The sequence below is a fragment of the Acidobacteriota bacterium genome (genome assembly GCA_026393755.1).
Lineage (GTDB): Bacteria > Acidobacteriota > Vicinamibacteria > Vicinamibacterales > JAKQTR01 > JBAXOX01.
This window is the reverse complement of record JAPKZO010000006.1, coordinates 19,348-42,981: the sequence shown is the minus strand read 5'-3', so window position 1 is coordinate 42,981 and position 23,634 is coordinate 19,348. Positions and strand designations below refer to the sequence as shown.

Here is a 23,634-nt window from a genome sequence, read left to right as displayed (position 1 = left end):
CTTCGTGGCTACGGTGCGCTTATTCGAGTCCTGGTCGGTCCGTGTCTGTTCGGGGGGGGGCCTATGAGTCGCTCGCTCGTGATCGCGGTGTTGGGTTTGACGGGAGCAGCTCTTCTTGTCTGGTCAGAGACCGGTTTCAGAAGCGGCCCCGCACAAGTGAACCCCTTCTTCGTCATGGCCATTGTGGCTCCGATTGTGCTGCGTGCTTCTGGTATCGGCCTCCACTTCCGCCAGATGTTCGCCAACTGCTTCGCCGTTGGATTGATCATGGGGATGTCCTTCTACGGATGGTTGAATCTCCGTCATCCCCACCCGTCGATGCCACTGTATGGCCACTTATGGCGCGTGGCATTTCTTGTCGCGTGCGTGGCATTCATGAGCGCGATCGTTGCCGCCGTCGCGTCGAAAACGCCTGGCGGTGGCGATCCCATCTACCGCCGTCCGCTGTTCTGTCTTGCGGGAGGCTATGCGGCGTTCCTCATCGTAGCTGTCGGGGTGCCCGTCGTGCGATCACCGTCGGCGGCGATTCACTTCCTCAATGGTGCCTTCCTGCTCGGCTTGTGGTTCACCGCCGTGGCCGGAGTCGTTCACCTGCCGATTCTGCTCGCCGCACGCCGAGGCATAAAGAGAAGACGTTGGCTCGCCCTGCTCGGTGCAGCCCTGTCCCCTGCCCCGATGGCGGGACTGTTCTTGTTCTTCGCCGATGGACGACTCTGGAACTACTGGCTCTCCTCGCCAGTCATGCTCCTGCAAGCAGCGCTGCCGTTCGCGGCCGCAGGAGCGGTTCTTGGCTGGTTGCTCGCAAAGCAACAGCCGAAACCGGAGTGTGTGGCGTTGTAGGACTCCTCAGGGTCTCGTCGTCCAGACGTCCGAGCTCCGACAGACGCTGAGCCTCAAGTGCAGGCGCCGCGAAGCGCCAGCGTTCTACGTACTGCTTCAGTTCCCGTCTGGTCTGTTAGTCCGCCATCCCGAGACTACGAGGACGGAGAGGCAAAGAACTGCTCGAGGACAGTTAGCAGTTCAGGAACCGAGAATGTCTCGAAGGCGCCCAACTTGATCAGCGTCCATACAACTTCACGGCCGTCGCGAGAATGTGCTGCCTGGCGGAGCCATTGGAGGACCGGTCGAGCGCCTGACGCAGGACGAAGTCTACTGGCACCCCCACAAGCTCCTCAGCCTCGCCTGCCATCTCCAGAATCTCGAGCGTCGACACGGGAACGGAGTCGTCCAACGTCACGAGCAAATCGACGTCACTGCGAGGTCCCGCCTGCCCGCTTGCCGCCGATCCAAAGACGTCGAGTCGTCGGATCGGATGTCTTTCGCAGAACGCACGGAGCGCGGTGCGGAGCCCGTCGGGCGAAAGGATCGGCGCAAGGGGTTTCACGGGGTCAGCATAGCGGGATTGTTGGTTCGCTTCAACCGGCGGGCGCCCGCCGAACCGTCCCTGGCTCTTCCCATCCTCCGAGCACGTATCGAGTCCAACACCCGGTGCCGACCTGACTGTAGCCCCACGAGCCCTTACTTCGCACCCTTTGGCTTGGACGGCGTCGGGATCGGGAGGACGTTTTCGAGTGCCCACAGCTGCCCGGGCTCTGAGGCCAACTCCGTATAGAGCAAACGCCTGTCGACGGGTCAGTCGATGCGATCATGACGTCTGTGCTGGACCCCGACCGCGCGTAAAGCACCGAGCCGTCTCGGGCCACTCTCGCGCCTCGGGCGATCAACGGACCCAGATCCGGCCTGAGCAGTCGCGCATCGCCACGTTGTCGTCCGTTTATCACGTCCAGTTGCCAGAGCCCCGGCGACCCACCGCAACCAGCAAACCCTGGTACGCCTTCGCCGCCCTTGCAAAGTCCTACTCGTGGAGTTCGATGGCGTCGGCTGATGCGAGGGACGGGGCGAGTGCAAATGTCACGGGAACGTGAGGCCCGGACATGTCGTAGAGAAGCTGCCGGTCCGGCGAGACGCGGACACCGGCCTCCGACACGAAGGGCCACCAGCACGAGCACCACGCCGGGCACGAGTATCGCGATGGCAAACAACGCAATCGGGTAAGACCAGACGCGAGAACGGAGGCGAGTCTCAAGTGGATGCGGCATCCGGCAGCCGAGTTATAGCACACGACCACGGCAGAAGAAGGGCGCTACATGACCCGATCGTGGGTAGGACGGAAACATAGACGGGTCTTGACCTGAGCTTGATCGAGAGCCGGATCAACTGCGGCGCCGGCGCGCTACCGCGCCGTCAGCATCCGCATCACTTCTTCGATCGCCGTCGCGAGTTCGCGATCGATCCCCTTCATTTCGTCGTTGAGCGAGTTCTGCACCCACACGTCGGGCGGGACGCCGTAGTTCTCGAGATTCGTGCCGTAGTTGTTCGGCTTGGCCGGATCGTAGACGGCCGCCAGCGAACCCGGCGTGCGAACCGATCCGCCGTTGATCAACGCGTAGCTGCCCGTCCAGATCACGCCGCCAGCCGTCGGCGTGCCGACCAACCTGCCGATCCCGAGCGTGCGGAAACCCATCGGCGTCGCCTCGGCATCCGAGAACGACCGCTGGTTGATCATCATGACCTTCGGCCCCGCGATCGCCTGCTGCGGCCGCCGGCCCCATGTGCGGGCTCCGGTGCGCTGATTCGTGAACATGTACGGGCGCCGCTCCAGGATGTCGAGCAGCTCGAAATCGATGTTGCCACCGGTGTTGTACCGGACGTCGACGATGATCCCTTTCTTCTGCCAGTAGCGGTCGATCTCGCTCCGGAAGCGCTCCAGGGACGGCTGATCCATCGACCGGATGTGCACGTAGGCGATCTGCCCGCCGGTCGCCTTCTCCACCGCGTCGCGGTTGGTCTGCACGAACTCCTCGTACTTGATGTTCGAGAGGTTCGTGACGCTCGCGATCCGCACCACGCGCGCGCCCTCGCCAGCCGGCGTCTTCGCCACCTTCACCGGCACGTACTCTGTCGTCCGGTCCGAGAGGATCTTCCAGTAGTTGTCGCCCGCCTTGATGTGCTGGCCGTCGATCGCGAGCACGTAGTCGCCGACGCCGAGGCCGAGCCACTCCTTGTCGGCCGGTCCGTCCCGGTAGATGTGGTTGATTCTGTACGCGCCGTTCGCGGCTTCGATCTCGAAACCGAGAAAGCGCGTCTGGTACAGCCGGTCCATCGTGTGCGTCGGCGGCCCGCTCATCCCGGTGTGCGAGCTGCCGAGCTCGCCGATCATCGCGTTGCCGAGGTCGTAGACGTCCTCGTTGGTCCCGACGAACTCGAGCATCGGCTCGTACTTCGCCTTGACGGCGGCCCAGTCATGGCCGTTCATCGCGGGGTTGTAGTAGCGGTACTTCATCACCCGCCACGTCTCTTCGAACATCTGCTTCCACTCGGCGGAGCGGTCGACGCGGATTGGGAACGTGAAGCTGACGCGCTCCTGGCGGCCGCCTTGCAGGACCAGCCGATGGACCTCCTGGCCCGACACCGTGTTGCCTGGCGCCGCTCCGCGTCCGCCCGCGGCTTCGGTCGACGCCGCGCGGAAGAACACGGCGCGCCGATCGGGCGTCGGCACCATGCCGGGAAAGGACCCTGTCGCGACGCTGCGGCGATCGCGCCCGTCGATGCCAATCGCGAAGAGCCCCGAAGTGCTGTCCTCGGCCGCCGGCGTCGACGCGCCACGCCCACGCGCCGGGACCGGAGTGGGTGCGGGAGTCGGAGCCGGAGCCGCGCCGCGGCCTCGGCCGCCAGCGCCGATCGCGAAGTAGATCGTCTTGCCGTCATTGGAAAGGAAGAAGCCGCTGACGGGGGTCGTCCCGCGCGTCAGCTGCCGCGCGCGCTTCTCGATGCCGTCGAGCTCGATCGTCGCCGGCGCCGTTTGAGCGCTGGCGGCGCCCGCCGCAGCGCCTGGCTCGCTGCCCCCCGCGGCGGCTGCCCCTCTGGCCCCGCGCCCGGATGTCGCCGCCGCCGCATTCCGAATCCGTTCCCGCACAAGCGGATCGTCAGGATCCTCGGTCCGCTTCGCCAGAGACACGACGAAGAGCTGGTTGGTGGCACCGTCGCGGCTCGACGTGAACACGACTGACTTGCCGTCGGGCGTGAGGACGCCGCTCCCGTCGGTCAACGGATGGTGCGTGACGTTGTATTCCTTCTTCGCCGCGATGTCGTACAGATACACATCGGCGTTCGACTCGACGTCTCGGCGGCTGTAAGTGAGCCACGTCGCGTTCGCGGCGTACTGCACGCCGCTGAATCCGCCCGCCGGGTTCGACGCCAGTTCCTTGGGCGCCGCTTGCGCCGCCGTCAGGTCGACTTCCCAGATCTTGTTGTCCCCGCCGTAGAGCAGCTTCTGCGAGTTCGACGCCCACGCGATCCCGCTCTTTTCGGACTCCTGCTTCGTCAGCCGCTTCCTCGAACCGCTGGCCAGGTCGTACGTCCACACCTCCTGATCGCCGGACTCGTCTGCGATATAGGCGATCGTCTTTCCATCGGGCGAGAACTGCTCGCCGAATTCCTTCCACGCGGTGCGCGCGACCGCCGTCTGCTCGCCGATGCCCTGCTCGCTCGGCACGAGCTGGATGTCGCCACGGACGTCCACGGCGACGTAGTTCCCGTCCGGCGCCGGACTGAATCCGTCGGCGAGATTGGTCGTTATCAGCACGTTGAGGTCACTGTCCTTCGCGTCGAACGAGAGCGGGATCGTCAGTTTCTTGGGCTGGCCGTTCGGCAGGTCGAGCGTCCACAGATCGAACTCGTTCTGGAACGCCATCTTCTTGCCGTCTGGCGAGATCGACGGATAGAACACGCCGCCGGACTTGAAGCGCGTCACCTGCTGTGCCGGACCGCCCTTCGCGCCAATGCGCCAGATGTTGTAAGTGCCGTCGCGCTCGGACGCGAAGTAGATCATCCCGTCGGCGCCCCACATGGGGTACACGTCCTGGAAATGATCCTGGTAGGTCTTCATGTCGCCGTTGGTGATCTCGGTGATGTCGCCGGTCTTCACATCCTGCACGGCGATGCCGGGCGCGGAGTTGCCGCGAAAGGTCTTGCGCCAGACGCCCGACGAAGGCAGGGTGCGGTTGAAAGCCAGGAGTGTCCCGTCCTGCTTCATCATGCCGAGGCGGGCGTTGGCCATCTTCAGCGGCTCTTCGATGCCGCCGTCGATCGGCAGGGTGTAGAGCGGCGATCCGTACGCGAACGGCCCTCGGTTGCTCGAGATCAGGATCGACTTGCCGTCCGGCATCCAGTAGAGCGCCTGGTCGTCGCCGGAGTGAAACGTCAACTGGCGCGGCTCGCCACCGGCCGCGGCCATCAGGAAGACGTCGTTGTTGCCCGTGCGATTGCTCGTGAACGCGATCCACTTGCCGTCGGGCGAGAATCGCGGTCCGAAATCATTGCCCAGGTTGTTGGTCAGTCGCCGCACATTCGCGCCGGTCGGTTCGGCGATCCAGATGTCCTCGTGGTACGAGAAGGCCACGCGCCCGTCGTTCGCGACGTGCGGGATGTGCGCGAACCGGATCGCGCGCGCTTCCTCGGCTCCGCGGCCGGTGAGGACGAAGACGCCGGCGAACAGCGTGGCGCAGACCAGAACGAGAGCGAATGATCGATGCACGTGCGTCATAACACACTCCTCGATGCGGGGCACGACGGGCTGCCGGGGCGGAATGGCCCTCAGCCGGGGCCTGTCGTCGAGATTCTACTTCGAGAATCAGGCAGCAGCCTCCGTAGTTCGCCGGCGGCGGATCCATGCCAAGCGCTCGACCGCCATGGGATCGCGAAGGGGGATGTAGAATGTTCTTTTGCGCTGCTGACCCGCATCCATACAGGAGATGATCGTGCTCGAATCCTACCGTCAACACGTCGCCGAGCGAGCCGCTCAGGACATCCCGCCAGAACCCCTGACCGAAGCTCAGACCCAGAGCCTGCTCCCGCTCCTCGCGACTCCTCCCAAAGGCGAAGAGGCCTTTCTGCTGGATCTGCTCGTCCACCGCGTCCCCGCCGGTGTGGATGACGCCGCCCGCGTGAAAGCCGGCTTCCTCGCTCGCGTGGCGAAGGGCGCCGAAACGTGTGCCCTGGTCTCGCGCGAAAAGGCTACCGAGCTGCTGGGGACCATGCTCGGCGGGTTCAACGTGCAGCCACTGATCGACCTCCTGGACGATTCTCAAGTCGGTGGCCTGGCCGCCAAGGGCCTGAAGAAGACTCTGCTGGTCTTCGATGCATTTGAGGAGGTCAAGGCCAAGGCCGACGCCGGCAATGTCCACGCGAAATCGGTTCTGACGTCGTGGGCCGAGGCCGAATGGTTCACCAGCCGTCCCGACGTCCCGCATAGCCTGACGCTCACCGTGTTCAAGGTCACGGGCGAAACCAACACCGATGACCTGTCGCCGGCCCCGGATGCATGGAGCCGTCCCGACATTCCGCTGCACGCGCTGGCCATGCTGAAAAACCCGCGGCCTGGCATCGAGGCCGACGTTCCCGGCAAGATCGGCCCCCTCAAGCAACTGGAGGCTCTGCGGGCCAAGGGTCACCTGGTGGCCTACGTGGGCGATGTGGTGGGCACGGGTTCGTCCCGCAAGTCCGCCACCAACTCAGTGTTGTGGTTCACAGGCGAGGACATCCCCTTCGTGCCCAACAAGCGCTTCGGCGGCGTCTGCCTGGGCGCCAAGATCGCGCCCATCTTCTTCAACACGATGGAGGACTCCGGCGCCCTGCCCATCGAACTGGACGTGAACGGCATGGACATGGGCGATTGTATCGAGTTGCGCCCCTACGAGGGCAAGGCCCTGAAGAACGGCCAGGTCATCGCCGAGTTCAGGATCAAGTCCGACGTCATCTTCGACGAGGTCCGCGCCGGCGGCCGTATCCCCCTCATCATCGGCCGGGGCCTGACCGCCAGAGCGCGCAAGGCCCTGGGCCTCGCGCCCTCCACGGCCTTCCGCATGCCCGCCACGCCAGCCGACACGGGCAAGGGGTACTCCCTGGCCCAGAAGATCGTGGGCCGTGCCTGCGGCATGACAGGCGTCCGTCCCGGCGCCTACTGCGAGCCGAAGATGACCACCGTGGGCTCGCAAGACACCACGGGTCCGATGACCCGGGACGAGTTGAAGGACCTGGCCTGCCTCCAGTTTTCCGCCGACATGGTGATGCAGTCCTTCTGCCACACCGCGCCCTATCCCAAGCTCGTGGACGTGAAGACCCACCGCGAGCTGCCGCCCTTCATCATCAACCGCCACGGTGTGTCGCTCAAGCCCGGTGACGGCGTCATCCACAGCTGGTTGAACCGCCTGCTGCTGCCTGATACCGTCGGCACCGGCGGCGACTCTCACACCCGCTTCCCGATCGGCATCTCCTTCCCTGCGGGCTCTGGCCTCGTGGCCTTCGCCGCCGCGGCCGGCGTCATGCCCCTCGACATGCCAGAGTCCGTGCTGGTGCGCTTCAAGGGCGAGATGCATCCAGGCATCACCCTGCGCGACTTGGTCAACGCCATTCCCCTGTACGCCATCCGGCAGGGCCTGCTGACCGTGGAGAAGAAGGGCAAGAAGAACGTGTTCTCGGGTCGCATCGTCGAGATCGAGGGCCTGCCCAAGCTGAAGGTGGAACAGGCCTTTGAGCTGTCCGACTCCTCCGCCGAGCGCTCCGCCGCCGGCTGCACCGTGCATCTCGGCAAGGAACCGATCATCGAGTACATACGCTCGAACATCACGCTCATGAAGTGGATGATTGCCAACGGCTACGAGCATCGCCAAACGCTCGAGAACCGCATCAAGGCCATGCAGGCCTGGTTGGCCAGGCCCGAACTGCTCGCGCCGGACGCCGACGCCAGTTATGCCGCCGTCATCGAGATCGACCTGGCCGACGTCAAGGAACCCATCCTCGCCTGCCCCAACGATCCAGACGATGTGAAGCCGCTCGGCGAGGTGGCCGGCCAGAAGATCGACGAGGTCTTCATCGGCTCCTGCATGACGAACATCGGCCACTTCCGCGCGGCAGGCCTGCTGCTCGATGGGAAGACGGACCTCAACACCCGGCTCTGGATCGCACCGCCCACCAAGATGGACGAGTACATCCTCAGGCAGGAAGGCTACTACGGCATCCTGGGCCGCACCGGCGCCCGCCTGGAGATGCCCGGCTGCTCGCTCTGCATGGGCAACCAGGCGCAGATCCGCAAGGGCAGCACCGCCGTCTCCACATCCACCCGCAACTTCCCCAACCGCCTGGGGCTAGACACACAGGTCTACCTCGCCAGCGCCGAGTTGTCGGCCGTCTGCGCCATCCTCGGGAAGATCCCCACGATGGCCGAGTACATGGCCCACGTGGCTATCGTGAGCGCAAAGTCCAAGGACATCTACCGCTACATGAATTTCGATCAGATCGCGGACTTCCGGGAGGTGGCAGACACCGTACGGATCTAGTTGATATGCCGAGCCTGGTCACCGGCCGCAGCGCTCTCGCGCCCACGCCAGGTGCTCGGCAATGACGGGATCGCTGAGCGATGGCGCGCCAGTGTCGCTCGGTGGCTCGGCCAGCGCGCGCCGTGTCGCCGCGTCGCCGCTGTTGCCAAGCGCGACCGCGAGATTGCGCCGCAGGCCGGCGACACCGCGCCTGACGAGTGCGGTGCCCTCGATCGCGTCCTCCAGCCCACGGTCCGATCGCGACCACAGGTCTACGAGACGGGGCCGATCGAGCGCCGGGCGAGGCGCCCATTCCGGCCCCGCCACGCGCGGCTCGCGCAGGTTGTACGGACAGACGTCCTGGCAGATGTCACAACCGAACACGTGCGCGCCCATGCCGGCGCGCTGCTCAACGGGAATGCTCCCCTTGATCTCGATGGTCAGATACGACAGGCACAGCCTGGCGTCGAGCACGCGCGGCTCGACAATCGCGTGGGTCGGGCAGGCCTCGAGGCACAGCGTGCACGTCCCGCACTGATCAAGTGCCGGTGTGTCCGGCTCGAGCGGAAGACTGGTGATGAGCTCGCCGAGCAGGATCCACGAACCGAGTTCCGGGTTAATGACGCACGTGTTCTTCCCGATCCAGCCGATGCCGGCACGCTGCGCATAGACACGCTCCTGAACGGGCCCGGTGTCGACCGACACGCGCGCGTCGAACGCTACGGAACTGGCGGCCGTCAGCCAGTTCAGCAGATCGTTGAGCCGCTCCGTCATCAGCCGGTGGTAGTCAGAGCCAGACGCGTACCGCGCGATGAGCGCGACGCCGTGGTCGGCGATCTCGGTGGAGTACGGCCGATCGGTGTTGTAGAGACACGCGACGACGATGACCGAGCGGGCCGACGGCTGCCACTGCCGGACATCGGCCCGGCGTCTGGCGGTGCGATTGAGATAGGTCATGCGGCCGGCGCGGCCTTCGGCCAGCCACGACGGCAGGTAGCCCAATTCCGGAAAGTCGCCGACCGGCGCGACGCCGCACAGATCGAACCCGAGTTCTGTCGCCCGAGCCTTGATCTGGGCGGAGGTCACCGTCTACTTCTTGAGCATCTGCCGCACCATGTACTGCAGGATGCCGCCGTGCCTGAACGCGACCAGCTCTTCGGGCGTGTCGATTCGCACCGTCGCCGTGAACTCCTTGACCGAACGATCGGGCAGCGTGGCCTTCACAGTGATGTCGCCGCGGGGCTTCAACGCATCGGTTGCCACGCTCACAATCTCAAACGTCTCCTGTCCGCTCAGACCGAGCGCAGCAGCATTCTGACCCGCCTTGAACTGCAGCGCCAGCACGCCCATATTGACCAGATTGTTGCGGTGAATGCGCTCGAAGCTCTCCGCGATGACCAGTTTGACCCCCAGCAGCGCCGCGCCCTTGGCGGCCCAATCGCGCGACGAGCCCGACCCGTACTCCTTGCCTGCCAGGATGACGAGCGGCACACCAGCCGCCTTGTACTTCATCGCGGCATCGAAGATCGGCATCACCTCGCCGCCCGGCAGATAGGTGGTGATGCCTCCCTCCACGCCCGGCACCATCTCGTTCTTCAGGCGGATGTTGGCGAATGTGCCCCGCATCATCACCTCGTGGTTCCCGCGCCGCGCGCCGTACTGGTTGAAGTCCTTCGGCTGGACGTCCTTCGACTGGAGGTACTTCCCCGCCGGGCTATCGGCCTTGATGTTGCCGGCCGGCGAAATATGATCCGTCGTAATGCTGTCGCCGAGCACCGCCAGCACCCGCGCCCCCGCGATGGTCTGAGGAGCGGGCGGCTCGGGTGTCAGTCCGTCAAAGTACGGCGGGTTCTGGATATAGGTGGATGAAGCATCCCAGGCAAATCGAGCACCGGCGGGCGGCACAATCTTCTGCCACCGCGAATCTCCTTCGAACACCTTGCTGTATACCTCACGGAACATCTCAGCCTTGATGGCGGTGCCCATCGTCTGCTGGATTTCGCGCTCGGTCGGCCAGATGTCCTTGAGATAGACCGGCGCGCCGCTCTTGTCGCGGCCAAGGGGCTCGGTGGTCAGATCGAGCGTCATCGTGCCAGCCAGCGCGTACGCCACCACGAGCGGCGGCGACGCCAGGTAGCTGGCCCGGGCGAGCGGCTGCACCCGGCCCTCGAAGTTCCGGTTGCCACTCAGCACGGAGGCCACGATCAGCCCGCGCTCCTCCACCTGCGCCGTCACTTCGTCAATCAGCGGGCCGCTGTTGCCGATGCACGTCGTGCAGCCGTACCCGACCAGGTTGAAGCCCAACGCGTCGAGATACTTCGTGAGGCCGGCCTTCGCGAGGTAGTCGGTCACCACTTTTGATCCGGGTGCCAGGCTCGTCTTGACCCACGGCTTACGCATCAACCCGCGCTCGACAGCCTTCTTCGCCACGAGGCCCGCGGCGATGAGCACGCTCGGATTCGATGTGTTCGTGCAACTGGTGATGGCCGCCACCACCACGGCGCCGTGATCAATCGCCATTTCCGACGCGACCGCGACCCCGCCCGCCCCCTCAGCCGCCGCAGGCTTCTTGCGCTCGGCCAGCAACTGAGGCAGAACCTCGGCAAACTTCGACTTCGCGGCCGACAGCGACACGCGATCCTGTGGCCTCTTCGGGCCCGCCAGCGATGGCACCACCGTCGCCAGGTCCAGCTCAATCACGTCGTCGTACGCGGCCTCTGGCACTGTGCCCTCGACGAAGAACCCTTGTGCCCTCGCATACGCCTCGACCAGCGCAACGCTCTTCGCATCGCGGCCCGTCAAGCGCAGATAGTCCGTCGTCATCGCATCGATCGGGAAGACCGCGATCGTCGCACCGTACTCTGGACACATGTTCGAGAGCGTCGCGCGATCCGCCAGCGTCAGCGACGCCAGGCCCGGACCGAAGAACTCGACGAACTTCCCCACCACGCCCTTCTTGCGCAGCGCTTCGGTGACGGTGAGCACGACATCGGTCGCCGTAGTCCCAGCCGGCGCCTCGGCCTCAATCCCGCCGACGCCCCACCCGACAACTCCCAGCCCATTGACCATCGTCGTGTGAGAGTCGGTGCCGACGACCGTGTCGGGGTAGGCCCACGCCACGCCATCGATTTCCGCGCGGAACACGACGCGCGCCAGGAACTCGAGGTTGACCTGGTGGACGATGCCCGTCTCGGGCGGCACGACGCGGAAGTTGGAGAACGCATTCTGGCCCCAGCGCAGGAAGCGATATCGCTCCTTGTTGCGCGCGTATTCGAGGTCGGCGTTCAGCGGGAATGCGTCGGCCGTGCCGAAGTGGTCAACCTGGACGGAGTGGTCGATGACGAGTTCCATCGGCTGTATCGGATTGACGCGGTTTGGATCGCCGCCGAGCCGCGCTGTCGCATCGCGCATCGCCGCAAGATCGACAACGGCCGGCACGCCAGTGAAATCCTGCAGCAGAACGCGCGCCGGCGTGAACGCGATCTCCTTCTCCACGCGCCGCGACGGATTCCACGTCGCCAGCACCTCGATGTCTGTCTTCGTGACGTGGGTGCCATCCTCGTTGCGGAGCAGGTTCTCGAGCAGGATCTTCAACGAGAACGGCAGGCGGGCCACCTCCGGATAGCCGCCAGCCGCAAGAGCCGGAAGACTGGCGTAGCGCAGCCGCTCGCCGCTGACGTCGAGATCACGAAAGGCATCGAATGAATTGAGGATCGTCATGATGTCGTGTACTCCACGAATGCGGGATCGTGCGACCGTCCGTCGCCCTCGTGAACAGGCGCGGGCGTCGGCGCAGCAACTCAGTAGTTTATCAGGTAGCGGACGTCTTTCCGGCGAGCGCGCAGACCTCGAGTACCTGCTCGGCCGCGCGGCGGCTGGCCCCAGTGGCTCCAAGCGCCGTCCGCACGTCGTGCAGCCGGGCACGCGTGTGCGCCGCGTATGCCGGGTCGTCAAAGTACCGCAGGGTCTCGGCCGCCACCGCCTCGGGGGTGAATCCATCCTGAATGAGTTCCGGCACGATGCGCTCGCCTGCCACCAGGTTCGCCATGCCGAACGTCGTCACCGTCACGAACCGCTTGCCCAGTTGATAGGTCAACGGGGACACCCGGTAGACGATGACCATCGGCCGCTCGTGCATGGCCGTCTGCACTGTTGCCGTTCCAGATGCCGTGATGACCACATCGGCCGCCGCCAGCACGTCGTCGGCCCGCGCCTCGAGTGTCGCAATCCTGAACGAGACCGCCTGTCTGAGCACAGGCGCGAATAGATCGTCAGCCAGGCCCGGTGCCCGCGCCACCAGGAACTGCGCGCGCGGCAGGCGCGCGACAATCAGGGGCAGCGCCCGGCTGATGGTCGGCAGGATGGCCCGCAGCTCGTTGGGACGGCTGCCGGGCAGGAGCGCGATCGTCGGCCGGTCGGGCTCGAAGCCCACCTGCGCCAGAATCTCCTCGCGCGACGGACCAGCCACCTCCAGATCGAGCAGCGGGTGGCCGACGAAACGGACCGGGATGCCGGCCTCACGGTAGATGGCTTCTTCGAACGGAAAGATGACCAGGGCGCGGTCGGTGAACCGCTTCATCTCGCGAAGACGGCTTCGCCTCCAGGCCCACACCTGCGGACAGATGTAGTAGACGACCGGCACGCCCAGCCGGTGCAGCGTCGAGGCCAGGCGGAAATTGAAGTCCGGAAAATCGATGACGACCAGGGCGTCCGGTCGGTTCGCCCGCGCGTGGGCGACCAGCATCTGCTGCATGCGCCACGCGCGCGGCAGCACGCGAAGCGCCTCGACCAGGCCCGTCACCGCCAGCCCTCGGTAGTCGCCCACCAGTTCTGCGCCCGCGGTCCGCAGCCGCTCGCCTCCAAGTCCGGTGACCCGGATGTCCGGCCGCAGCCGCCTGAGTTCCGTCGTCAACGCGCCGGCGTAGAGATCGCCCGACGCCTCGCCGCACGAAATCATCACGCTGGCCATGATGTGGGGCCGCTACGGCTCTTCGGTGGGTGTCTTCGGAGACCCGGCCTCGATCGCCGCCAGACGCCGCTCCAGGTCCGCGACGGCCTTCTTCAGTTCGGGGAGTCGACGGAACACGGCCGACGACTTGAGCCAGTCGCGATTGTCGATCGCCGGGTAGCCGGAAACAAACGAACCGGCCGGCACCGAGTTCGGAATTCCGCTCTGCGCCGTGGCCCGGGTGCCCGCGCCGATCTCGAGGTGTCCCGCCACGCCGACCTGACCGCCCAGCATGACCGAATCGCCAATCGTGGTGCTGCCGGCGATCCCGACCTGGGCCGCGAGCATCACGTGGTGGCCAACGTGGACGCCATGGGCGATCTGGACCAGGTTGTCGATCTTGGTTCCCGATCCAATTCGCGTCTCGCCGACCGCCGGTCGATCGATGGTAGTGTTGGCGCCGATCTCCACATCATCCTCGATGACGACGCTGGCCACCTGCGGGATCTTCTGGTAGGTCCCGTCCGGTCTCGGCGCGAACCCGAATCCGTCACTCCCGATCACCGCGCCGTTCTGGACGATCACGCGGTGGCCCAGGCGGCAGCGCTCGCGGATCGAGACGAGAGAGTGAATGACGCAGTCGTCACCCACGTGCACGCCGGGATAGATGACCGCGTGCGAGTGAATGACGGTGCGGTCGCCGACGACCACTCCTGAGCCGATCGTCGCAAACGGTCCAATCGACACGTCCTTGCCAAGCGTCACGTCGGACGCGAGCACGGCATGCGTCGAAACGCCTGGCAGCACACGATCGTCCGGAGCGAGCAGGGTCGCCGCGTTCGCGAAGGCGAGGTAGGGATCAGGCGTGCGCAGCGTCGCACAGGGCGCGGCCGGGCCGTCGATGCCGACGATCACCGCAGACGCTCTCGTGGCGGCAAGCGAAGATGTGTATTTTCTGTTGGCGAGAAACGACACGTCGCCCGGGCCCGCTTCGTCGAGCCCGGCCACGCGCCCCACGGTGACGCTTCCGTCACCGTCGAGGCGACAGCCAAGACGGTCAGCCAGTTCGCGCAGTGTCAAATCGCAAAATTATAGCACGGGCTTCACAGCCGTCATCCGCTCCACGAAGGTCGCCAGATGTCGCAGGTTGAGCCGTGCGGCCACGTCGGCGGCGAGGGCGTCACGCGCGTCGGCCTCCAGCCCGGCGCACACGCGCAACTCCGTCATCTCAGCACTTCGCACGTAGGTCCAGTCCACGCGCGCGAGCCCGTGGCGCGCCCCCATCGCCGAGAGGAAATGCCCGATCATCCGGAACGAGAAGTAGTAGGTCGGCAGATTCGGACCCGGGATGGCCGTCAGCGGCAGGAAGGCCAGAAATCCGCATGCGTCGATGATCATCCACACGAGGTGACGGCGCGCGTCTCGCCGCAGCGAGGCCATCACGATCGTTGACGCCTCGGCTCCGCTCAGGTCGTCAGGATGATGCACCGTCGCCGAGGCCTGGGTCCGCAGATGCCACAGCAGGCGCTGTTCGGCCACGCGTTCGGCGACCCACGCCACTACGCGGTCGCGCACCCGCTGGGCCCACGTCCGTTCGGACGCCTCGTGCGCGTGTTCGTAGCGCCGTTGCCGCTCGCTCTCGACGTAGAGGATGGTCCGATGAAAGCCTTGTGCGATTCGACCGCGCAGGCCTCCCGCCTTGCCGACCGCCTGGACAGCCGTCTGCGCCTCGACCTCACAGTAGAGTTCGTAGCCCTGCGAACCGACGGGCACGAGGTGGATATCGATGCCGGGGCCGTTCATCACCTGTCGCCGAATACCTCCGCCTGAAAGCGGAAGATTGACGCTCCGCGCTTCCAGGCCTCGCGCGGTAAGCCCGCCTTCACACACGTCTGCGCCAGGAAGGTGTCGCGGTCCCACCCCCATTCGGTGGCCACCTGAGGCAGCAGCAGCCCTCGATGCCAGTGCTGTTCGACGATCAGGCCGTCTCGCCCGACCTCGATGTCGGCCGGACTCGTCACCGGTTCGACTGGCGTCAGCACGGAGATTTCGATGTCGATCTCGGGGAGTTCGGCGGCGGTCACGGCAGCAAACCGGGGATCGCCGGTCGCGGCCGACACCGCGCATCGCGGCACGGCAATACCGAGAGGCTGTGCACCATCGGGATAACCGATGCAGCCTCGCAGTTCGCCGTCGTGGTGCAGGGACACAAATACTCCGCACCGCCGCTCGAAGACACCGTCCGAACTTGCTGATGCCTGCGGCCTGCCGGCCAGTTGGTCGGCAATGGCCTGGCGCGCCACATCGAGCAGGCTGCGCCGTTCTTGCGCCGTCAACGGTGTGGTCATCGCGGAACTGCCTCCCCCCCGCGCGATGCGGACAGCGTGCCCAGCACCGCGGCCAGATACCCGACGACGGAGCTCTTGTCGCCTGAGACATCGCCAGAATCGGCGTACTTCATCACGCGGGCATCCGCTGCTCCCATGCCACGCGCCGCGAGCATCACCGTCACGATGGGCCCGCCGCCGCAGGCGTGATCCGGGAACTTGGCGAGCGCACGCCCCAGCGTCTCGGGATCAAATCGATTGATCGCATCGACGACCACGGCGTCGAGCCGCGCCGCGTCGGCCGCGCGGTGAAAATGCGAGAGATCGCTGCTCGCGACGAGCAGCGCACGACGGGTCGGCAACGCCTCCACGATGGCGTCGGCGAGCCGGCTGATGGTCGCCGGCGTCTGGTGTCCCATCACGAGCGGCACGATCGGCGTCTCTGGGAGCACGCGCTGCAGAAACGGCAACTGCATCTCCAGCGAGTGCTCGCGCAAGTGGGCGGCCGCCCGATCGTGCACCGCGGGCGAGGCCGCCGCGATCGCCTCCGCATCGACCTCCGAGATCACGACCCGTCCCAGCGGCGTCTCGAACGATCCGGTTCGCTGAATCGCCACGCCTTCGAATCCGACGTAGTGGGAGGGTCCGATCAGCACGGCGACATCATAGGCGCGGCCGGCAACCGCCTTGTAGGCATGTGCCGCGACAGATCCGGAATACATGAGTCCGGCGTGCGGAACGACGAGACCGACGATGTCGCCATCGACCGCGTGGGGGACCTGGCCGAGACACCGATCGATGTCCTGCGCGAGCACGTCGGGCCGTCCCGCGTACCACGTCCCAGCCACGGCGGCGCGCCTGATTGGTTGCGGCATCGTCAAGCTGAATGTTAGCATCGGCCATGCCCGACCGGCGAGACGACTTCGCGATCCGCCACGTCGCCTCGCTGGCCAGGCTCCAACTGACCAGAGACGAAGAAGTCCTTTATGCCAGGCAGCTTGGCGATATCCTGACGTACGCCAGACAACTTCTCCTGTTCGATACCGCCGCCACAGCGTCGACGCCGCCAGCTGGCGCGGCGCCCATGTCGCTGCGGGAGGACTGCGTTCGGCCGCCGGTCGAGCGCGAGGCCGTGCGCGGCGGCGCGCCCGATCGCAAAGACGACGAGGGCCTGTTTCGCGTCCCCAGGGTGATCGGCTGATGCCCGATCCCTGCTGGACCGCGACGTCAATCCGCGCGTCGTTTGTCAGCGGTGACCTGTCGGCCGCCGACGTCTGTGAAACGGCTCTGGCGCGTATCAGCGCCGGCAATCAGACGATTGGTGCCTTCCTGTCGGTCAATGCCGAGGGCGCGCGAGAGCGCGCCGCGGAGCTCGACCGCGCCCCCGATCGCGGCGCGTGCGGTGCGCTTGCCGGCGTGCCCATCGCGGTCAAGGACAACCTCTGCACGAAGGGCCTGCCGACCACGGCGGGTTCACGCATGCTGGAGGGTTATCGCCCGCCGTACACCGCCACCGCGGTGGCCCGTCTCGAAGCCGCCGGCGCCATCGTCATCGGCAAGACCAATTGCGACGAATTCGCCATGGGATCGTCGAACGAGCACTCGGCCTTTGGTCCGGTTCGCAATCCGTGGGCACTCGATCGCACGCCCGGCGGATCGAGCGGCGGATCGGCCGCGGCCGTGGCGGCCGGGATGGCGCCGGTCGCGCTCGGATCTGACACAGGCGGATCGGTGCGGCAGCCGGCGGGATTCTGCGGACTGGTGGGGATGCGCCCGACGTATGGCCGCGTGTCCCGGTACGGGCTCGTGTCGTTCGCCTCATCGCTCGATCAGATCGGCCCGCTTGCGTCCACCGTTGCCGACGCGGCCCTCGTGCTCCAGACGATGGCCGGCCACGATGATCTGGATGCGACAGCGTCGCGTGAGCCCGTGCCAGACTGGGCGTCCGGGCTGACTGGCGACATCCGCGGATGCCGAATCGGCGTGCCAGCCGCGCTGCTCGGCGAGGGTGTCGATTTGGAAGTTGCTCGCGCGATCACCGGCGTCGGCGCCGTGCTGCGCGATCGGGGTGCCAGCGTCATCGACGTGGCCCTCCCGCATTCGGGCCTGGCCATCCCGGTCTACTACGTGATCGCGACGGCCGAGGCCAGCTCCAATCTCGCGCGCTATGACGGAGTCCGCTACGGATATCGCGCGGCCCGGGTCGGATCACTCCGCGAGATGTACGAGCGATCGCGCGACGAGGGATTCGGGGCAGAGGTCAAGCGCCGCATCATCCTGGGCACGTTCGTGCTGAGTGCCGGGTACTACGACGCGTTCTATCTCAAGGCCCAGCAGGTGCGTCGCGTCATCACCGCCGAACTGGAGTCGGTGCTGACCCGGTGCGATGCGGTGATGCTCCCGACCAGTCCGACGGCCGCCTTTCTCCTCGGCGAACGCGTGGACAACCCTCTTCAGATGTACCTCGCCGATGTCTTCACCGTCGGGTCGTCGCTGGCCGGACTGCCGGCCATCTCGATCGCGGGAGGATTCACGGAATCCGGCCTGCCCATCGGCGTCCAGTTGATCGGCCGGCGATACGACGAGGCGGGGTTGTTTCGCGTGGCCGACGCGTACGAACGGGACACCCGGTGGATCGAACGCCGGGCGCCCGTCTGCGACTGCCGGAATGACCGCGCCACCGTTGACGAGAGGGGCCGGTCTTAGGCTCGAGGCGGCGCGACTGCCGGACGCGCAAGCAGCTTCGCGAGCCCCCACACCACCAGCACCGCCAGCACGACCGGAACCAGCGGCAGCAGCACGGCGAAAATCGCGGCGATGCCAAGGCCCAGCAGCACGACGATCCCGACGATTGCCAGAATCGGCAGCAGCAGAACGCCGAACGCGAGTCTGAAGACCACGCCCACGATTCGGAACGGGAGGAAGGCGAGCCAGAACACGACGTGGAAGACGGCGGCAATCAGTCCGAGCACAAGCGCGATCCCCATGAGGACTGCGCCGATCATCAGCAATGCGAACACGGGGCCTCGCTTCCTGGCCGCATCTACGCGCAGCCACCGTGGATGCCCCGCGACACGTGCGGCGGCATCCCCGTTATCTGGATCTTACGAGGCTGGGGCCCGATTGGTTTCGTAGAAGTGGCGACGAGATCAAGGTGCGGGACGGAATCCCTTCAACCGATCCGTCACCCCACGCGGTGTGGAGGAGGGCAAGTACTGGGCCGGCCGGCCCAGCGCCTCGTCCAGACTTCGGACGGTCATCGTCGCCGGACCGCTCTTGCGGAGCTTGAAGAGATCGAGCGTCAGGCACGCGCCGACGAGCAGCAACAGCACGAAAACCGCGCCGCTGGCGGTTCCCTGAACAAGCGCGCCGAGCGAATTGAGGAGGTCGGAGGGACTCACGCCACACTCTTCGGGGGAGCCTGCGGGGGCTTGTGATCGGGAAGATCGTAGTGGATGAAGCCCAGGCGGACTTCTTCCATAGCCACGCGCTCGGCCTTGTGCGGCAGGCCCGGCGCGGTCTCGGAGTCAATACCCGCGAGCGTCAGACGATTCAAGGCTCCCCGGCGGAGCTGCTTGGCACGCTGCGCGGCGATATCGACGAACAGGAATCGCCGCTGCAAGGGCTCAACGGCAAAGCGCGCATCAGCCTGTGGAGGCGGAGGTGGTGTCGTTCCCGGATCAAGTATCTCATTCACAACAGTCAAGCGTACCTTACGGAACCTGCCGGACGCAAGCACGACGGGGAACGGGCTGGACTGGCACGGGATCCGTGGAGACCAAACCCGTCCCCCGAACGCGAACTAGGCCGAGACCTTCACCTGGATTTGCTTCGGCTTGGCCTCTTCCTTCATCTGCAGCGTGATGGTCAGCACGCCGTTCCTGTAGTCGGCCGAGACCTTCTCGGTGTCCACCGTCTGCGGCAGCGAGAACGTACGGCTGAACGTGCCGTAGACGCGCTCGATCCGGTGGTACTGGTCGTCGGTCACCGCCGCGTCCATCTTCTTCTCGCCCTTGATGGTCAGCGTGCTGTTCTCGACGGTGATTTCGATCTCATCCTTGCTGAGATCGGGCAGCTCCGCTTTGATGACGATCTCTTCCTTGCCCTTGTTGTAGATGTCGACGGCCGGCACCCACATTCCACGGCGCATCACGTCATCGTCAGCGCCCCTGTAGAACTCGTTGAAGACGCGATTGACGCGATCCTGCATCGCACTGAATTCACGAGACGGTTCCCAGCGAACGAGTGTCATGACATTACCTCCTGTTGAAAATCGGTTGTCGCCGGCCAACAACCCCTGAGCTTCAGTCGCCCGAGAGTCACTTCGTCAGCCAGCTGGGAGTACTCTACCCCACATCTGCGTCTGTGTCAAATATATTATATGATATGTTAACACTCATATGTTGGTGAAGAACGCAGTTCGCCGTGTGCGGCAGAGCTTTCTGCTGGCAGCGCCCAGGGAATGTCAGGACGGGCTGCGAAACAGGCTGCTGGCCCGCGATGCCGCCTCTCGGGTATCCTGATCGGACCCGGGGGCGGCAGACCCTGCCGCTCGGTTCAGGATCCGGTGCCGGCTCCTGCAGACAAATCCCGACTCGTGTTCTCGAGGTTGACGATCAATGGCGACATATAGGATCGCGTGGCTGCCTGGTGATGGTGTTGGCGTAGACGTGCTCGACGCGACGCGGATCGTGCTCGACCGCCTGAAGCTCGACGCCGAGTACATTCACGGCGATATCGGCTGGGAGTTCTGGTGCGCCGAGGGCGACGCGTTTCCGGCGCGGACGATCGAACTGTTGAAGCACGTGCGGGCGGCGCTGTTTGGCGCCATCACGTCGAAGCCGGTCAAGACGGCCGAAGCTGAACTTGCGCCTGCCCTGCGCGGTACAGGGCTCGTCTATCGCTCTCCGATCGTCAGAATGCGACAGCTGTTCGATCTCTATCTCTGCCTCCGGCCGTGCAAGGCATATCCCGGCAATCCGCTCAACTTCAAGGACGCCATCGATCTGGTGGTCTTCCGCGAGAACACGGAGGATTTGTACTCGGGTGTCGAGTTCAATCCGGTCCCCGATGAACTGGCGGCGGCGCTGACGAAGCTCTCCAAGCCGTTCGCGCATTTTGCCGGACTCAAGGGCGACGAGTACGCCGTGTCGTGCAAGATCAACACGCGGAAGGGCTCGGAGCGCATCATCGAGGCGGCGTTCGCGTTCGCCCGCCAGCACGGGCGCAAGAAGGTCACGGTCGTGCACAAGGCGAATGTCGTGCGTGCGACTGACGGCATGTTCCTGGAGATCGCCAAGGACGTGGCGGCGCGCTATCCGGAGATCATCTTTGACGAAGCCAACGTCGATGCGATGACGATGTGGCTGCTGAAGAACCCGTTGAACTACGACGTGCTGGTGGCCCCGAATCTCTACGGCGACATCATTTCGGATCTGTGCGCGCAGATGGTCGGCGGCCTCGGCTTCGGCTGTTCGGCCAACATCGGCGACACGCTCGGGGTCTTCGAGCCGTCGCATGGTTCCGCGCCGAAATACGCGGGGCTGTACAAGGTCAATCCGATCGCGACGATCCTGACGGCCAAGATGATGCTGGACTGGCTGGGTGAGAAGGAGATGGCCGCGCGGTTGGAGCGCGCTACCGCCCTCGTCATCAAGCAGGGCCGCGTTCGCACCTACGACATGGGCGGCACCGACACGACACTCGAAATGGGTGAGGCCATCGCGAGGGAACTGTAGCCGCCCGCGCCGCTCGCCGGCCCTGAGCAGCTTCCGGAAGGGCGTCCTGCGTGAGCGTACGTCTTTGGGTACAATAGCGCCCAGAGATGATCTCTGGATGCATGATGGCCAAGGTCCTGCTACACGAAGTCGGTTTGCGTGACGGGTTGCAGATCGAAGAGCAGACGGTCCCGACCGATCGCAAACTTCAATGGATCGATCAGCTCGCCGCCTCCGGCCTGGACATGATCCAGGTGGGCTCGTTCGTGAATCCGCAGAAGATGCCACAGATGGCGGACACCGACGACCTGTTCCGCCGGCTCGCAGCGCCCGGCCGTCGGCGCCCGGGCGTGGTCTACACGGGACTGGTGCTCAACGAGAAGGGCCTCGAGCGAGGACTCGCCTGCGGCGTCGACTACTTCTGTATGGGCGTCTCGGCCAGTGATACGCACAGCCGGAAGAACACCGGCATGGGCACGACAGAGGCGACCGATCGGATCATCGCGATGGGCCGCCGGACGGTGGCCGCAGGCCGGGGGGTTCAAGTGTCGGTGCAGTCGGCCTTCGGCTGCGGCTTTGAGGGCCTTGTCCCGCAGGAACGCGTCCTCGGCATTGTTGCGCGTTTCCTCGACGCGGATTTGACGACGGTCAGTCTGGCGGACACCGCCGGACACGCCAGTCCGGCCCAGGTCCAGGATCTGTTTGGCGCCGTCGGCGCGCTCGACTCCCGAATCTCGATGGTCTGCCACTTCCACGACACATACGGCCTCGGGCTCGCCAATGCGTACGCGGCCTGGACGGCGGGCGTGACGTGCTTCGAGTCGGCGTTCGGCGGCCTGGGAGGCTGTCCGTTCGCGGCCGTGGCGGCCGGCAACATCTGCACCGAAGATCTCGTGCACCTGTTCCACCGAATGCACGAGCGGCGCGACGTCCTGCTCGAGCCGATCGTGAGCGTGGCGAACGATGCCGCACAGTTCTTCAAACGGGCCCTTCCCGGCAGGATTCACACAACCGGTCCGATCCCGGGCGGCCAGGCCTGCTGAGGGAAGATTGAGGTCAGGCAAGGACATTTCATGAAGCTGCTCGACGGCATCCGCGTGCTCGACCTGACCAACGTGCTCTCCGGCCCGTTTGCGACGCTGCATCTGGCGCTGTCAGGCGCGGAGGTCATCAAGGTCGAGCATCCGGAAGGCGGCGACCTGGCGCGCAAACTCGGCAATGTGCCTGCGCTTAACCAGAAATTGATGGGCACGAGCTTTCTGGCGCAGAACGCCAACAAGCGGTCGCTGACGCTCAATCTGAAGCTCGAGGAGGCGCGCGAGATCTTTCGCGCGCTCGCGAAATCCTCCGACGTCGTCGTGGAGAACTTCCGGCCCGGCGTGATGGACCGGCTGGGCCTCTCGTTCGCCTCGCTGCGCGAGGTCAATCCCCGGCTCATCTATTGCGCCATCTCGGGATTCGGCCAGGACGGCCCCGACGCCTTGAAGCCCGCGTACGACCAGATCATTCAGGGCCTCAGCGGTGTGATGGACGTCAACGGCGACGAGCGCCTGCATCCGCTGCGTTGCGGCTTCCCGGTCTGCGACACCATCGGCGGCATCAATGCGGCGTTCGCCATCATGGGTGCGCTGTACCATCGCGAGCGCACCGGCGAAGGCCAGTTCATCGACATCGCGATGCTCGATTCCGTGATGCCGTTTATGGCGTGGGTGGCCGCCAATCTGCTGATCGGAGGCCAGCCGCCTGTGCCCATGGGCAACGACAACTTCACCGCGGCGCCGTCAGGGGTGTTTGCGACGCAGGATGGCCGCATCAATATCGCCGCCAATCAACAGGAGCAATGGGAATCGGTCTGCGACGTGCTGGGCGTGCCGGAGTTGAAGACCGACGATCGCTTCCAGAAACGGGACATCCGCAAAGCCAACCGCAAGGCGCTCACGCCGCTGCTCGAAGCGCGGCTCACCGAGCGGCCGGCCGCGTACTGGATCGAGATGCTCAACAAGAGGGGCGTCCCGTCGGGCGAAATTCTGAGCCTGGAGGACGCGTTGAATGCGCCGCAGATCGCGCACCGGGGGACACTCCAGGAGGTGTCCGTGCCGGGCGTTGGGACGGTCAAGCTGTTCGGCCTGACGGCAAGATTCGAGAAGACACCCGGGACCATCGATTCGCCGCCGCCCCGCCTGTCGGAGCACACCGAGGAGATTCTCATGAGCCTCGGCTACTCCGCCGACGAGATTGCGGCATTCCGGAAGAAGGGAGTCGTCTGA

Annotated in this window: 20 protein-coding genes; 7 read left to right on the top strand and 13 right to left on the bottom strand. The window is 65.5% G+C overall.

The features are described from left to right. Positions 1-63: 63 nt before the first annotated feature. Positions 64-840: a hypothetical protein gene (locus NTV05_02525; GenBank protein MCX6543270.1), complete on the top strand. Its 777-nt coding sequence runs from the start codon at positions 64-66 to the stop codon at positions 838-840. Between the two features lie 217 nt (positions 841-1,057). On the opposite strand, the gene NTV05_02520 is transcribed toward NTV05_02525, so the two are convergent. Together NTV05_02520 and NTV05_02515 are read right to left on the bottom strand one after the other, a co-directional pair. After that, positions 1,058-1,384: a nucleotidyltransferase domain-containing protein gene (locus NTV05_02520; GenBank protein MCX6543269.1), complete on the bottom strand. Its 327-nt coding sequence runs from the start codon at positions 1,382-1,384 to the stop codon at positions 1,058-1,060. 849 nt (positions 1,385-2,233) lie between these two features. Beyond that, positions 2,234-5,605: a S41 family peptidase gene (locus NTV05_02515; GenBank protein ID MCX6543268.1), complete on the bottom strand. Its 3,372-nt coding sequence runs from the start codon at positions 5,603-5,605 to the stop codon at positions 2,234-2,236. 214 nt (positions 5,606-5,819) lie between these two features. On the opposite strand from NTV05_02515, the gene acnB reads away from it, so the two are divergent. Beyond that, a complete protein-coding gene (gene acnB, locus NTV05_02510) occupies positions 5,820-8,396 on the top strand; it encodes a bifunctional aconitate hydratase 2/2-methylisocitrate dehydratase (GenBank protein MCX6543267.1) in 2,577 nt (858 codons plus the stop codon). 18 nt (positions 8,397-8,414) lie between these two features. Here the strand turns inward: acnB and queG are convergent, their stop codons facing one another. The 7 genes from queG to amrB form a co-directional block, all read right to left on the bottom strand. Further along, entirely contained in the window at positions 8,415-9,461 is a 1,047-nt protein-coding gene (gene queG, locus NTV05_02505) for a tRNA epoxyqueuosine(34) reductase QueG (GenBank protein MCX6543266.1), read from the bottom strand. Positions 9,462-9,464: 3 nt separating this feature from the next. Beyond that, complete coding sequence (acnA, locus tag NTV05_02500) at positions 9,465-12,095, bottom strand: aconitate hydratase AcnA (protein ID MCX6543265.1); 2,631 nt, start codon at positions 12,093-12,095, stop codon at positions 9,465-9,467. Between the two features lie 91 nt (positions 12,096-12,186). Next, positions 12,187-13,332, bottom strand: coding sequence for a lipid-A-disaccharide synthase (gene lpxB / locus NTV05_02495; GenBank protein ID MCX6543264.1), 1,146 nt, complete (start codon positions 13,330-13,332; stop codon positions 12,187-12,189). 24 nt (positions 13,333-13,356) lie between these two features. Continuing rightward, positions 13,357-14,403 (bottom strand): UDP-3-O-(3-hydroxymyristoyl)glucosamine N-acyltransferase, encoded by a 1,047-nt coding sequence (lpxD, locus tag NTV05_02490; protein MCX6543263.1) that lies wholly within the window; start codon positions 14,401-14,403, stop codon positions 13,357-13,359. Positions 14,404-14,412: 9 nt separating this feature from the next. Then, positions 14,413-15,126: a hypothetical protein gene (locus NTV05_02485; protein MCX6543262.1), complete on the bottom strand. Its 714-nt coding sequence runs from the start codon at positions 15,124-15,126 to the stop codon at positions 14,413-14,415. Continuing rightward, on the bottom strand, positions 15,126-15,671 hold the full coding sequence (gene amrA / locus NTV05_02480; protein ID MCX6543261.1) for an AmmeMemoRadiSam system protein A: 546 nt from the start codon (positions 15,669-15,671) through the stop codon (positions 15,126-15,128). The genes NTV05_02485 and amrA overlap by 1 nt, the downstream gene beginning before the upstream one ends. Beyond that, positions 15,668-16,546 carry an AmmeMemoRadiSam system protein B gene (gene amrB, locus NTV05_02475; GenBank protein ID MCX6543260.1) on the bottom strand — a complete coding sequence of 293 codons (879 nt, stop codon included), beginning with the start codon at positions 16,544-16,546 and terminating at the stop codon, positions 15,668-15,670. Before amrB ends, amrA begins: the two co-directional genes overlap by 4 nt. 5 nt (positions 16,547-16,551) lie before the next feature. Between amrB and NTV05_02470 the strand changes: the two genes are divergently transcribed. Both NTV05_02470 and gatA read left to right on the top strand, forming a co-directional pair. Beyond that, positions 16,552-16,851, top strand: coding sequence for an aspartyl/glutamyl-tRNA amidotransferase subunit C (locus NTV05_02470; GenBank protein ID MCX6543259.1), 300 nt, complete (start codon positions 16,552-16,554; stop codon positions 16,849-16,851). Next, a complete protein-coding gene (gene gatA / locus NTV05_02465; protein MCX6543258.1) occupies positions 16,851-18,356 on the top strand; it encodes an Asp-tRNA(Asn)/Glu-tRNA(Gln) amidotransferase subunit GatA in 1,506 nt (501 codons plus the stop codon). Before NTV05_02470 ends, gatA begins: the two co-directional genes overlap by 1 nt. On the opposite strand, the gene NTV05_02460 is transcribed toward gatA, so the two are convergent. The 4 genes from NTV05_02460 to NTV05_02445 form a co-directional block, all read right to left on the bottom strand. Then, positions 18,353-18,670 carry a hypothetical protein gene (locus NTV05_02460; GenBank protein MCX6543257.1) on the bottom strand — a complete coding sequence of 106 codons (318 nt, stop codon included), beginning with the start codon at positions 18,668-18,670 and terminating at the stop codon, positions 18,353-18,355. The genes gatA and NTV05_02460 overlap by 4 nt on opposite strands. 129 nt (positions 18,671-18,799) lie before the next feature. After that, positions 18,800-19,051: a hypothetical protein gene (locus tag NTV05_02455; protein MCX6543256.1), complete on the bottom strand. Its 252-nt coding sequence runs from the start codon at positions 19,049-19,051 to the stop codon at positions 18,800-18,802. Beyond that, the gene (locus NTV05_02450) at positions 19,048-19,356 is read right to left on the bottom strand and encodes a DNA-directed RNA polymerase subunit omega (GenBank protein MCX6543255.1); all 309 of its coding nucleotides are present in this window, start codon (positions 19,354-19,356) and stop codon (positions 19,048-19,050) included. The genes NTV05_02455 and NTV05_02450 overlap by 4 nt, the downstream gene beginning before the upstream one ends. Before the next feature lie 96 nt (positions 19,357-19,452). Further along, entirely contained in the window at positions 19,453-19,902 is a 450-nt protein-coding gene (locus tag NTV05_02445; GenBank protein MCX6543254.1) for an Hsp20/alpha crystallin family protein, read from the bottom strand. A gap of 367 nt (positions 19,903-20,269) precedes the next feature. Here NTV05_02445 and NTV05_02440 point away from each other — a divergent pair, with 367 nt between their 5' ends. The 3 genes from NTV05_02440 (at position 20,270) to NTV05_02430 (ending at position 23,634) form a co-directional block, all read left to right on the top strand. Next, positions 20,270-21,388, top strand: coding sequence for an isocitrate/isopropylmalate dehydrogenase family protein (locus tag NTV05_02440; protein ID MCX6543253.1), 1,119 nt, complete (start codon positions 20,270-20,272; stop codon positions 21,386-21,388). Between the two features lie 101 nt (positions 21,389-21,489). Then, a complete protein-coding gene (locus NTV05_02435; GenBank protein ID MCX6543252.1) occupies positions 21,490-22,410 on the top strand; it encodes a hydroxymethylglutaryl-CoA lyase in 921 nt (306 codons plus the stop codon). A 30-nt stretch (positions 22,411-22,440) separates the two neighbouring features. After that, on the top strand, positions 22,441-23,634 hold the full coding sequence (locus NTV05_02430) for a CoA transferase (protein ID MCX6543251.1): 1,194 nt from the start codon (positions 22,441-22,443) through the stop codon (positions 23,632-23,634).

Coding starts and splice junctions, on each gene's coding strand:
- NTV05_02525 (MCX6543270.1), top strand. CDS start 64: ATGAGTCGCTCGCTCGTGATCGCGGTGTTGGGTTTGACGGGAGCAGCT.
- NTV05_02515 (MCX6543268.1), bottom strand. CDS start 5,605: ATGACGCACGTGCATCGATCATTCGCTCTCGTTCTGGTCTGCGCCACG.
- acnA (MCX6543265.1), bottom strand. CDS start 12,095: ATGACGATCCTCAATTCATTCGATGCCTTTCGTGATCTCGACGTCAGC.
- lpxB (MCX6543264.1), bottom strand. CDS start 13,332: ATGATTTCGTGCGGCGAGGCGTCGGGCGATCTCTACGCCGGCGCGTTG.
- NTV05_02485 (MCX6543262.1), bottom strand. CDS start 15,126: ATGAACGGCCCCGGCATCGATATCCACCTCGTGCCCGTCGGTTCGCAG.
- amrA (MCX6543261.1), bottom strand. CDS start 15,671: ATGACCACACCGTTGACGGCGCAAGAACGGCGCAGCCTGCTCGATGTG.
- amrB (MCX6543260.1), bottom strand. CDS start 16,546: ATGCTAACATTCAGCTTGACGATGCCGCAACCAATCAGGCGCGCCGCC.
- NTV05_02470 (MCX6543259.1), top strand. CDS start 16,552: ATGCCCGACCGGCGAGACGACTTCGCGATCCGCCACGTCGCCTCGCTG.
- gatA (MCX6543258.1), top strand. CDS start 16,851: ATGCCCGATCCCTGCTGGACCGCGACGTCAATCCGCGCGTCGTTTGTC.
- NTV05_02445 (MCX6543254.1), bottom strand. CDS start 19,902: ATGACACTCGTTCGCTGGGAACCGTCTCGTGAATTCAGTGCGATGCAG.
- NTV05_02440 (MCX6543253.1), top strand. CDS start 20,270: ATGGCGACATATAGGATCGCGTGGCTGCCTGGTGATGGTGTTGGCGTA.
- NTV05_02435 (MCX6543252.1), top strand. CDS start 21,490: ATGATGGCCAAGGTCCTGCTACACGAAGTCGGTTTGCGTGACGGGTTG.
- NTV05_02430 (MCX6543251.1), top strand. CDS start 22,441: ATGAAGCTGCTCGACGGCATCCGCGTGCTCGACCTGACCAACGTGCTC.